Genomic DNA, 10,466 nt, shown 5'->3' with positions numbered 1-10,466 from the left:
AAATTGGGGTGAAGTCCCTTTTTTATCCCTAGAAATCCTTGTGTCTCAAGGGCTCAGATTTCTGCAAAATGCTCAATCAAATTAATAAATAACTGTTTGATTTTATTTCCATCGCACCGGATCTGCACGGGTTCCTTGGTTGGATGAGAGTGAATTTCTACATTATGTAATGTGGCCTGCGTCTGAAGTAGCACGACGATATCCTGAATCAGTTTAGAAAGATCATGCTGTGTCATGTTCATCTCTTGCGGTTTGGCTAAAGCCAGTAGTTCATTTAGAATAAGTTCGATACGAGTTAATTCTTCCTTCATAATATCGTAGTACTTACTTCCTTTTTCTTTGCCGGCGCTTAACAATTGCAGAAATCCTTTCAGCGCGGTAAGCGGGTTTCGAATTTCATGCGCAATTCCCGCGGCCATTTGACCCGCTATGGATAATTTGTCTGCCTGATGAGCAGATTGCTTGGCTGCATCAAATTCGGTAATATCATGCATGACACAAATGCCGCCCACAATTTTATTGTGAACAATGATCGGCTTCCCATGACAAAGAATGAGGCGATGCTCGCCATTCGACTTTTTAACCACCATTTCTAAATCCCGGAAACTTTCGCCTCGATACGCCCGATAAAGCGGGGCGCGTTCCTTGCTCAACAGCGTTTTTCCATCTGTTTGATACAATCCGTATACAGAACTCCAGTGTTCGGGCGAAAGAGGTATCTTTACAAAGTCGTGCAATTGTCTTGCGGCTCTATTCATACTTGTCAATATCCCATTTTCATCACAAATCACAACGCCGACATCCATTGTTTCTACAATATCACTCATGACACGTTCTTGAGTAGCTAGGACGTCTTCCAGCGTCTTTCGGCTCGTTATATCCCGAAAAACTATCTCACGAACATTGCCCGAATCGTACCGCAGCGTGTTGCTTACGACCTCCACCCAAACAGAGGAGCCGTCTCTTCGACGTAATCGTAAAATGTTGCTATAACCGTCTTCATTCATCCACTCTTGCGAGCCCAATTTTTCTATATCGGGAGGATAGAACAATTCCCAGACAGGTCTTCCTATCAATTCCGTCGCATCATAACCCAGCAATGGTTTGCACGCCGGCGATATGTAGTAGATAATACCATTGATATTCAGTGTAGCAATCATTTCCCCCGTATGGTCCGCTAACAAACGATATTTTTTCTCGCTATGCTTTAGGTCCCTTTCCATATTGGATTGCAGGGTAATATCCCTTGCGATGCAATGCAGCCCTACGAGTTCATTCTGAATGAAATTGGGAATATTCAGTACGCTGTATTTCAACATTTTGCCGTCTTTCGCTTCAAATGAAGTTTCCATCTCAAAAGGGGAATTCGTAAATGATTCCATCACGTGTTCCAGACTTTTCCGAATGGTGTCTCCAAGTGCTCTTTCCAACTCATATAAGTCATCGCCCCATAATTTCGTGCAGGCGCGGTTCACATAGCTGAAACTTCCATCTAACATGACGTCGTAAACAAGATCGGAATGATGGTCAGCAAGTATTCTGAATTTATCGGCGTATGCCTCGTTCAATTCAACAAGCCTTTTGCGATACGTGATCTCCTGAACCTGGATCAAGAATACTCTTTCCGGATGTCCCTCCACATCGATGACCGATAGGGTTGTCATTCCCCATTTGTGTCTGCCGTCAAGACAAATATAGCGATTCTCCATTTCGACATAATCGGAATTGCCGCCTAGCAAGTCATTCATGAACCCGTTATATAATGGAACGTCTTCCGTATAAATAATGTCAAGTATTCTCATTCGCAGCAGTTCTTGTTCTGTATAGCCCAGCATGTTGCATAGCGAGCGATTGACCATTGCCACTTCACCACCGAATCGAACTAAAGCTTTTCCGACAAGTGTATAATGAAATGCGTGGTGAGCGACAGGATGTGAAAGTAAATCTGAAATATCCATTTGCAAGTAACCTCCGACTGTGCAATAAGCTTATGTTTGCAACCTTAACGGTCTTCTGTTAAAAATCTATGGATGTTCTCTATTATATATGGCATTTTTAACAGTTGAAACAAGATTCCGAGACCAACACTAATTTAGAGTCCCCCGTTACATGGAAACCGACTTGTGATCTAAGAAAGAGCCGCTTTACCACGCTTCATTATCCGATTCTTACGCAAATAAGACGGAGGCCGGCAAAGTACCGACCTCTCTGATCAAGTATAAACAAGATGCCTTTCTAAATTACGTTCGCGATCTCACACCCCAGAAGGACAAGCAAGTATGTCCATTTGCTCCCGATTTCGATTCCGTTGTTCGTCCTGCATCATTTGACATAACGTACTCGCCAATATTCGTCCAGCTGTTCTTGGCGCGACAGCTCCCGGTAAACTTGGCGCCAACATGGCCTTGATTCCGCGTTTTTCGGCGAAGCGAAAATCTGTCCCGCCAGGTTTGGAAGCTAAATCAATAATGATTGCGTGATGCGGTATACGAGTTAGCACACGAGATGTAAGGATTAGCGCCGCAACCGTGTTAAAAATAATATCCGCATTTGCGCCTTCTTCGTACAAATCTTTCGTATAAAACGGCTCAATCCCCATCTCCAAGGCACGTGCAAACTGCTCCGGTTTCTGCACACCTGCTTTGACGTGTGCTCCCAGACGGTGAAGCACGCTGGCTAACGTAAGACCGACTCTCCCCAATCCCAGAACCATACAACGCGAACCATGTATGGTAATATCCGTATGTTGAATGGCCATCATTAAAGCGCCTTCTGCAGTGGGAATTGAATTGTATATGGCTACATCGTCCCTATTGAGCAATTCAATCAGATCGATACCCACTTCCGAGCAAAGGTTCTTCAAGTAGGACTTAGCTATGCCGGAATAAACTTTTGCATGTTTAGGCAAACAGGACATATATTCTTTGTTCAGCATTAGCGTTTCGGTCGAAAATGAAGACTCTATTTTGCCATGGTCATCCGTACCAACAACCGGTAAAATCAATACATCCGCCTTGCTAAGTACTTCCTTCGTAAGCTTTGCGTGCCGGACTTCATGAAGTTGTTCCTTCACATCTTCATAACCGATTAATACAACATTGGCATCCAGGTCAGTAAATGAGCGAATAATTTCAAGATGCCGGGCATCGCCTCCAAGAATAACAACATGCATACCCGTTAACAAACAATCCCCTACTTTCCTTAAAAAATGGCCTGAAAACTAACGGTAATTAACTGCGTCTGTCATCTTTACAAGCGCGTCTGACCCTTTCATTCCGGGATGAATTCCATGTAATTCCGCCTCTAGGGTAACCATATCAAGAGGGGCGTCCAGCAATTGCTCTATCGTTCGTACCCCGACTGCACGTCCTGCGACAATTCGACGTTCTTTTAATTTTTCATTTAACAGCCGAATATCCAGTGCGCCGCACATGATATATCCGTGTTCAGTTGTGATAGCCAGTAGTGTTGTTTTGGGCAGAGTGACCTCAATGCCGATAACCTGATGCCCTTTCACTTCAATCGGTTTGATTATAATCATCTATGATGCAGCTCCTTTTTCTATACTATATATATGCCGGGGGTGATACCTGCACCATAGACGAATGCCTAAATCCAATATTGCTTGTGTATTATAACAAAGGAGACAACAAACGCGCCGCTTGATCAAGCATCCGCTCGGATGAAGGTCGATTCACGTGATCTTCCAAACGATAGGGAGTCGCCTCGGCAAGATCCCGTTCGAATTGTTCCGTTAGTTCCCGAGCCACATCGGAGTGATACATCACTGCGCAGATTTCGTAGTTTAAACGATAGCTCCGGAGATCATAGTTGGAAGAACCGAGTTCGGCAATCTCGCCATCGATAATCATGACTTTCGCGTGCAATACCCCTTTGTTATACTGAAACACATGGACCCCCGCCTCCACCAGTTCGCCGTAATACGTACGGCTGGCAGCGCCTGCAACTTTAGGAATCACCCGCTGCGGCACCAGTAATCTCACTCGAACCCCACGCGCCGCGGCTGTTTTGATGGCCATCAGGATATCCGCGTCGGGAATAAAATAAGGATTGACGATGTCGATGGATCGGGTCGCCTGGGTTAGACAAATGAAATGCATTTCCCGAATGACCGGAGTAGGCAGCGAGGGATTGCCTTCAAACATCTGGATATACACAGAAGGTGTATCTTCGGGTGAGGAAGCTTTCGCTATACGCGTGCTTTCCGTCGTTCCAAGCTCCGATCCCCACTCCCATCCGAATGCAGATCGCTCTGTTTTGCCAAAAGGAAAAGGATATTCGTTGTTGGGATGCGAACGTTGCACAGATTCAGGGTTGTTTCTTGCCGTTATTGGCGTATGGGGTATGTCCGGTGACGCCAATTTCCAATGGGCTTCAAAAACCGCCTTCGCATCATTCGCTGATTCGCCGGTTATCCGCATATGGGTATCGCGCCAGAATCCGGTATTCGGCTTCATTCCGGTATACTCATCCCCCACGTTGATTCCTCCCATAAATGTCTCCTTTCCGTCAATAATGACGATTTTGCAATGATCGCGGTAAGTCAAGTTGGATAGAATCCAGGGAAATCGCAAAGGGAAAATAGTCCTGCATTCAATGCCCGCCTCCTTCATCCGACGAATTGCATGTTTGGGAAACGACCGGCTTCCCAAGCCATCCCTTATAAAACGAATATTCACACCGGATAAAGCACGGTCAATCAGTGCGTCTGTGATCCGATTTCCAATATGGTCATTCCGATATATGTAATATTCAAGCTCAATCGTTTTTTGTGCGGATTGAATCGATTGCAGGAGTCTGCCGTAAGTTTCCATCCCGTTCGTGAGGATTTGGACAGAACCTGTTCGAAGGCCACTAACCGATAAGGGCTGTAAAGACCGGGCGATAACAGCTGCGGAATGGCCGCACAACGGAGGCAAAACGATCGGATTCTGATGCGATGAAACCAGCTTGTCCCGCCGCATTTGCACCGGATTCGTGACGAAAAGGTAACAAACGAAACCGATCATCGGAAATACCAGTCCGACTGTCATCCATGTCAGCGCCTTGGCGGGGCGGCGCACCTCCCGAACCGCAATAATGAGTAACAATGCTGTATTAACAATCCATAGTCCTGCGATCCATGCCAAGAAAATCAGCCTCCAATTATATAAACGATGAAAAAAGTTGCAGCCATGCCGAGAGATGGCTTTTTTTAGAACCCTTTATACTGCGGTTCTTCTTGTTCAATTTGTTGCAACCGCGGAACGACCTGGTCAATGATGTTTTGTGTCTGTTGTGCTGCGTTTGTGAATGTGGTTTTGGCCTGCTGGTTTTGTGTATTTAACGCAAACTGTTCAAAGCTGGCCTGCGCGCTTTTCAGCGAAGCTACAGCTGTTTTCAATTGAGAAGCTACCGTCATATCGATCACCTCCTGCAATAGCATCCGTATGTAATATGTCAACCCGTTCAAACGTGTATGAATGGTAACATATGGCGACTGGTTCTTGCCGGTTTAAGGTCCGGACTTACCGCAATCGATGCCTTTTCTGGCAATGCTTGAAGACATAAAATACAGCCCGACATAGATCGGAAATGAATAGATATGCTTCCAGTGAATGGGATGATATAAATCTGCCATTTGTGAGATCGGCTCGGCCACAAAAGCGGAAAAACCCCCAAATAGGAGGGCCTTTATCAGCGGGTTTACTTCCGGCTTGTACTGGTTCAAGAACATCACTGTGACGGGAAGAAGTGAAAAATTCCATGGAAAATTAGCCGGCATGAACGGGATGACTTCCCAGTGGTAATGCCAGAGACCCATGGCAATCCCCAGCTGATCCAGCCACGACGACACGATAATTATCGTAAACCCGGATAGTAGAAACTGTCCTGTTGCTCGTTGGTCCCGAATTCCGATCCAAATCAGCCAAGGACATATGGATAAACCTACTCCCAACCACCATTGGCGTGTAAACAGGACGTGATTGCGCCAAATTTCAGTCATGTTGCGGTGTGCTTCAACAATCAATTGATAGGCTTGTTCAATCGCATGATGAATCTGGTTTTCGTCCACCGATGTCACCCCTTTCCGTTTATGTGGGGACCTGCCATTATGCAATCTGTTGATAAAAGGAATCCAAGCCCCGTGACGGGCATTTTTACCGTGGACGCATATAATGGCGTAACCGAATAAGAGGAGTGATGAGTCGTGGCCGATGCCTCGCAATCCATATCAAAGGTATTACCCCCCTTTTCCATTTGGGGAGTTTATGCATCCGTCGCCGGCAGGCCGGTTGTATGGGGCAAGCTTGTGATGCGCGTTTTGCCGGACCAACGAGTTCAAGGCACTATCCAATTTCGCGGAACGCCGATTCCGATTGAAGGAAGCTGGAATGAAAGCGCGCAGCAGATCGTGTTTCATTCCCCCTACGCTGCCTATTCCGGTCATTTAACCATCTATGACGATGTCCAGATTCAACTTCGGCATTTGGTCCTCACCGGACGCCTTCGAATGCTCCCCCCCTCTTTACAGGCGGGCGAATATGGAACCTGGGTAGCGACAACTGATATCAACTTGCCGGAGCATAGCGGCTATGTCACATCCCAACCGTCTTCAACTTCGCTGCCGCCGGTCGGCGTATTTGTAACGTCAAATATTCTATATGGAAACTCGCGCAGATGAAGCAGGCACATATCCGTCATCGTCCAAACATCTGGCCTTGGCGGATATAAAATAATCCGTGCAGGATGCTGTATCGCGGGTACATCGTCTTCGACTTCCGGAAAACGGGTGAGGTAGAGAAAAGCAGTTAAAGGATATATGCAAAAGGTGTGAAGCATAACAACGCTGGTATAGTTGAATACTGGATCGGGTTCCAAACGCCACAAATAAAATTTTTCATGCGAGAAGAATTCGTAAAGCAATTGAAAACAAGCTAGGTATACCATCGTTGGATAGCACTGGGAAAACTGTATCCACCGACCCCACCGCCACGCCGCGAATACCGTCCATAACGCAATGGCTAAATGAATACTCACAACTCACCTTCAGATGTTATTTATCATGTGCTGGCGCAGTTACATGTAGGCGGTTTTAAGTTATCCAAAAAAAGAGTAGTTAATTCAGGCAATTAACAATCCGTAAGGTGAAACTTGCGAGATTGTGCGTCGGATAGCGGTATGAATATTAAGCAAGCACTAAATAGAACAATGGGAATATATTGAATACTAAAATGAGGTGATACAATGGCCGTTGTCAAAGCCAGGGCAAGTGATATAGATCTGTTGGCAAGATTGCTTCGAGCCGAAGCGGAAGGGGAAGGCGAACAAGGAATGCTGCTCGTCGGGGCTGTAGGAATTAATCGGATTCGGGCAAACTGCTCCGATTTTAAAGGCATTCGTACGATTCCGCAAATGGTATTTCAGCCGCATGCGTTTGAAGCAACCATACACGGTTACTTTTATCAAAAGGCAAGGGACAAAGATAGACGCCTTGCACGAAAGTCAATTAACGGTGAGCGACCATGGCCTGCTAAATTCGCTTTGTGGTATTTCAAACCCCCCGCAAATTGCCCTTCGACATGGTACAATCAGCCTTTTGTCGGAAGATACAAAAGCCACTGCTTTTACGAACCGACAGGTGTAGAATGCGAAAATATTTACAATACTTTTTAAACATATAAGACGCAGGCCTAATCCGGTCAGCGTCTTATATGTATTAAGCGCAAATCTCTGCATAACCGTTTGGAGTAATACTTTGCAGGTATGGGGATCTTCCAGTTTTGGTTCGTGTATGCCAATGCCAGTACCAACCGGCCAATCAGTTCTTTATTGACCAGCCAACACAACTCATTGTACTTCTCCAAGGCATTGAGGAAATTACTGAGTTGATGGAGCAGGGAGAATCGGCGTCTTTTTGAACATTTACACGAATCCGATGATGTCCCAAAGTTGATCCTTCGGTAGGCGTAAAATCCGATTTTGGTATCTTGATTTCTTACCGTATACCAGAGGAGTGTTTTGAGGAATGGAAGAGGGTGTCCAAAGGCAGGCCAGCCGATATGTCCGGCATCACCTACGAGAAGTTTCTGATCCGATCGGAAGATCTTCTTCGCTTACATTCCACAGTTCGGCCATTTCCTTGATATGCTTTGGACCAAAAGGGTAAGATCGATGGTTCACCAACCGAAGCGCCGACCGTCTACTGACTCCGATGATGTATAAAGGATATGAATATCGGAATAATATCAGTTACATATTCTGAAAATGGCAAATGGAAAGGAGAAAATATGGAAAAAAGCGAACTTAAATCACAATTTAAACACCGAATCAAAACGGCAAGTAATAAATCTCCAATAGTATTGGATGGCAAGGCAAGTAAAAAAGTTCCAACCGAGCCGAGTTTGATGGAGAGAACCAAAGAAGCGATGGAGAATATAGGAACCGAAATAAATAGCATCTGAATGGGTTTTTCATAATTAAAACCGGTCGGTTAGGGATTACCTTGACCGACCGTTACAGTGACAATGAGCCCCGTATTATCCTTTGGGTTTTACGAACAATGCAGCGAGAAACGAAAAAATAATCGCTGCGGATATTCCGGCACTGGTCACTTCGAAAATTCCGGTGATGATCCCAATCCAGCCATTGCTCTTTAGTTCTTGAAGCGCACCATGGACAAGCGCGTTACCAAAGCTTGTAATCGGGACCGATGCTCCTGCCCCGGCAAATTCAATCAGCGGATCATACCATCCAATTCCGTCGACAATCGCGCCCAATACAACAAGCAGGGTCATGGTGTGGGCCGGTGTAAGTTTCAAGACATCAAAACAAAATTGTCCGAAAACACAGATTGCACCTCCCACCAAAAAAGCCCAAAGAAAAATCATAATATCTCCCTCCCTGCCTCTATGGATACGGCATGAGCGATACAAGGAATGCTTTCCCCTTGTTGAAATGAAATCGGGGATAGCAGCGCCCCCGTAGCGACAACGAGGATTCGTTTCAGTTCACCTCTTCGCATCCGATTTAGCAAATGTCCATAGGTAACAACTGCCGAACAACCGCAGCCGCTTGCTCCGGCTTGAACCATTTGGGTTTCATAATCGTAAATCATCATCCCGCAATCGGAATATTCGGTTTGTTCGATGGGAAAGTTATGTTTCTTAAACAATTTACAGGCGATTTCATATCCGACTTTCGCAAGATCGCCGGTAACGATCAAATCGTAATAACCCGGTTCAATTCCCAAATCTCGAACATGCGCCTCAATGGTGTCTACCGCTGCAGGAGCCATCGCTGCGCCCATATTAAACGGATCTTTAATGCCCATATCGATAACCCGGCCAATGGTGGCAGATGTAACAACCGGTCCGTCACCTTCCATGGATACGATGGCAGCACCGGCCCCGGTTACCGTATATTGGGCGGTTGGCGGTTTTTGCGAACCGTACTCGGTCGGATATCGGAACTGTTTCTCCGCACCGGAATCATGGCTGCATGTCCCCGCCAATACAAATTTCGCCGAACCGGAATTTACAAGGTTAGCTGCTAATGCCAGACTTTCCATCGAGGTTGAACAAGCGCCAAACACACCGAGGTAAGGGATCGATAATGTTCGCGCGGCAAAACTGCTGCTAATGATTTGATTCATCAAATCCCCGCCTATGTAAAACTGTACTTGTTCCTTTGTCAACCCCGCATTTTCAATAGCCAGTTTTGCCGCTTCTTCAATCAATGCCTTTTCTGCTTTCTCCCAGCTCTTTTGTCCCATCATGGATTCTCCATGGACAATGTCAAAATCTTTGGCCAGCGGGCCTCTTCCTTCAAATGGACCCACTACCGTTGCTGTTGATCGGATGAACGGCTTGTTCTCAAATAGCCAACTCTGGTGTCCCTTTAACATATTAAGAGCCTCCCCCGCCTTTGATCAGCAAATGTACAATTCCTACCGCAAAGGCGGCGACTGTACCAAATACAATAACCGGTCCGGCCAGTTTGAACATTTTACCGCCAACACCGAGCACCATTCCTTCACTCTGATGTTCAATCGCAGCGGATGCCATCGAATTCGCAAATCCCGTCACAGGCACTGCGGAACCCGCACCAGCCCATTGGGCAAACTTATCGTACACCCCCATGCTGGTCAGAATGACAGAAAGGAGTATCATAACCGCCACGGTAGGGTCTCCAGCCTTTTTCTCATCAAAGCCGCCCCAATGCACAAACATTTCCTGGATGGCTTGTCCAACCAAACAAATGGCCCCGCCAGCTATAAACGCACGAATGAAGTTTTTGAGTATGGGCCTCGGAGGTTCGACGCTTTGCGCCAATTCTTTATATTCCTGTTGTACCCGCGTTAAATTTTTCTTTATATTATTTGCCATGAACATCCTCCCACTATAAAGTAATGTTTTCTCCTGTTTTCTCGCTCATTCTCTGTTTTTTAACTTTGACATCTTAAA

At 45.9% G+C, this 10,466-nt stretch carries 12 protein-coding genes; 3 read left to right on the top strand and 9 right to left on the bottom strand.

Going from position 1 to position 10,466, the window contains the following annotated elements; translation table 11 throughout:
- Positions 1 to 53 precede the first annotated feature (53 nt).
- The 6 genes from AC3WQH_RS24545 to AC3WQH_RS24520 all read right to left on the bottom strand — a co-directional run bounded on the left by AC3WQH_RS24545 (position 54) and on the right by AC3WQH_RS24520 (position 6,076).
- Entirely contained in the window at positions 54 to 1,958 is a 1,905-nt protein-coding gene (locus tag AC3WQH_RS24545; RefSeq protein ID WP_005832071.1) for a PAS domain-containing protein, read from the bottom strand.
- 296 nt (positions 1,959 to 2,254) lie between these two features.
- The gene (gene dpsA, locus AC3WQH_RS24540; RefSeq protein ID WP_007784329.1) at positions 2,255 to 3,184 is read right to left on the bottom strand and encodes a dipicolinate synthase subunit DpsA; all 930 of its coding nucleotides are present in this window, start codon (positions 3,182 to 3,184) and stop codon (positions 2,255 to 2,257) included.
- Positions 3,185 to 3,220: 36 nt separating this feature from the next.
- A complete protein-coding gene (locus AC3WQH_RS24535) occupies positions 3,221 to 3,541 on the bottom strand; it encodes a YunC family protein (RefSeq protein WP_005832069.1) in 321 nt (106 codons plus the stop codon).
- 91 nt (positions 3,542 to 3,632) lie between these two features.
- Positions 3,633 to 5,150, bottom strand: coding sequence for a phospholipase D-like domain-containing protein (locus tag AC3WQH_RS24530; protein ID WP_005832068.1), 1,518 nt, complete (start codon positions 5,148 to 5,150; stop codon positions 3,633 to 3,635).
- Between the two features lie 65 nt (positions 5,151 to 5,215).
- Positions 5,216 to 5,422, bottom strand: a complete 207-nt coding sequence (locus AC3WQH_RS24525) for a DUF1657 domain-containing protein (protein WP_005832067.1) — start codon at positions 5,420 to 5,422, stop codon at positions 5,216 to 5,218.
- Between the two features lie 93 nt (positions 5,423 to 5,515).
- Positions 5,516 to 6,076 (bottom strand): CBO0543 family protein, encoded by a 561-nt coding sequence (locus tag AC3WQH_RS24520; RefSeq protein WP_005832066.1) that lies wholly within the window; start codon positions 6,074 to 6,076, stop codon positions 5,516 to 5,518.
- 135 nt (positions 6,077 to 6,211) lie between these two features.
- On the opposite strand from AC3WQH_RS24520, the gene AC3WQH_RS24515 reads away from it, so the two are divergent.
- From AC3WQH_RS24515 to AC3WQH_RS24505, 3 genes are all read left to right on the top strand, one after another.
- A complete protein-coding gene (locus AC3WQH_RS24515; protein ID WP_005832065.1) occupies positions 6,212 to 6,685 on the top strand; it encodes a hypothetical protein in 474 nt (157 codons plus the stop codon).
- A 563-nt stretch (positions 6,686 to 7,248) separates the two neighbouring features.
- Positions 7,249 to 7,677 carry a cell wall hydrolase gene (locus AC3WQH_RS24510; RefSeq protein WP_005832064.1) on the top strand — a complete coding sequence of 143 codons (429 nt, stop codon included), beginning with the start codon at positions 7,249 to 7,251 and terminating at the stop codon, positions 7,675 to 7,677.
- A 554-nt stretch (positions 7,678 to 8,231) separates the two neighbouring features.
- On the top strand, positions 8,232 to 8,465 hold the full coding sequence (locus AC3WQH_RS24505) for a hypothetical protein (protein ID WP_127510485.1): 234 nt from the start codon (positions 8,232 to 8,234) through the stop codon (positions 8,463 to 8,465).
- Positions 8,466 to 8,540: 75 nt separating this feature from the next.
- Here AC3WQH_RS24505 and spoVAE read toward each other — a convergent pair whose 3' ends face one another.
- Genes spoVAE through spoVAC form a run of 3 tightly spaced genes read right to left on the bottom strand, consistent with a single transcriptional unit; the run spans position 8,541 to position 10,388 of the window.
- Complete coding sequence (gene spoVAE, locus AC3WQH_RS24500) at positions 8,541 to 8,891, bottom strand: stage V sporulation protein AE (RefSeq protein ID WP_005832063.1); 351 nt, start codon at positions 8,889 to 8,891, stop codon at positions 8,541 to 8,543.
- A complete protein-coding gene (gene spoVAD / locus AC3WQH_RS24495) occupies positions 8,888 to 9,907 on the bottom strand; it encodes a stage V sporulation protein AD (RefSeq protein ID WP_007784321.1) in 1,020 nt (339 codons plus the stop codon). The genes spoVAE and spoVAD overlap by 4 nt, the downstream gene beginning before the upstream one ends.
- 1 nt (position 9,908) lies before the next feature.
- Positions 9,909 to 10,388 carry a stage V sporulation protein AC gene (gene spoVAC, locus AC3WQH_RS24490; protein ID WP_005832062.1) on the bottom strand — a complete coding sequence of 160 codons (480 nt, stop codon included), beginning with the start codon at positions 10,386 to 10,388 and terminating at the stop codon, positions 9,909 to 9,911.
- Between the last annotated feature and the right edge of the window lie 78 nt (positions 10,389 to 10,466).

Source organism: Brevibacillus sp. FW301-21C12A (assembly GCF_058788915.1).
The sequence above is the reverse complement of the archived record's forward strand: the minus strand, read 5'-3'. Positions and strand labels throughout refer to the sequence as shown.

Coding starts and splice junctions, on each gene's coding strand:
- AC3WQH_RS24505 (WP_127510485.1), top strand. CDS start 8,232: ATGAATATCGGAATAATATCAGTTACATATTCTGAAAATGGCAAATGG.
- AC3WQH_RS24510 (WP_005832064.1), top strand. CDS start 7,249: ATGGCCGTTGTCAAAGCCAGGGCAAGTGATATAGATCTGTTGGCAAGA.
- AC3WQH_RS24545 (WP_005832071.1), bottom strand. CDS start 1,958: ATGGATATTTCAGATTTACTTTCACATCCTGTCGCTCACCACGCATTT.
- spoVAE (WP_005832063.1), bottom strand. CDS start 8,891: ATGATTTTTCTTTGGGCTTTTTTGGTGGGAGGTGCAATCTGTGTTTTC.
- spoVAD (WP_007784321.1), bottom strand. CDS start 9,907: ATGTTAAAGGGACACCAGAGTTGGCTATTTGAGAACAAGCCGTTCATC.
- AC3WQH_RS24535 (WP_005832069.1), bottom strand. CDS start 3,541: ATGATTATAATCAAACCGATTGAAGTGAAAGGGCATCAGGTTATCGGC.
- AC3WQH_RS24525 (WP_005832067.1), bottom strand. CDS start 5,422: ATGACGGTAGCTTCTCAATTGAAAACAGCTGTAGCTTCGCTGAAAAGC.
- spoVAC (WP_005832062.1), bottom strand. CDS start 10,388: ATGGCAAATAATATAAAGAAAAATTTAACGCGGGTACAACAGGAATAT.